2 tRNA genes are annotated in these 226 nt (G+C 50.0%); both read right to left on the bottom strand.

The features are described from left to right. Positions 1-22 precede the first annotated feature (22 nt). Positions 23-98: transfer RNA gene (locus tag AACR09_RS00970), tRNA-Val, on the bottom strand. Positions 99-130: 32 nt separating this feature from the next. Next, a tRNA-Lys gene (locus tag AACR09_RS00965) sits at positions 131-206 on the bottom strand. Between the last annotated feature and the right edge of the window lie 20 nt (positions 207-226).

Genomic DNA, 226 nt, shown 5'->3' with positions numbered 1-226 from the left:
ATAACCAAGAATTTTTAGAGAATGGTGGGCGATACCGGGCTCGAACCAGTGACCCCCTGCTTGTAAGGCAGGTGCTCTCCCAACTGAGCTAATCGCCCACGATAGTTTTAATTCCTTCGCGGAGAAAGAATGGTGGGTCGTGCAGGATTCGAACCTGCGACCAATTGATTAAAAGTCAACTGCTCTACCAACTGAGCTAACGACCCAATGGTATCCCGTAGGGGAG

Source organism: Vibrio sp. OPT20 (genome assembly GCF_963889365.1).
Taxonomy (GTDB): domain Bacteria; phylum Pseudomonadota; class Gammaproteobacteria; order Enterobacterales; family Vibrionaceae; genus Vibrio; species Vibrio splendidus.
Note: the sequence above shows the minus strand (reverse complement) of the source record. Positions and strands in the feature narration are given on the sequence as shown.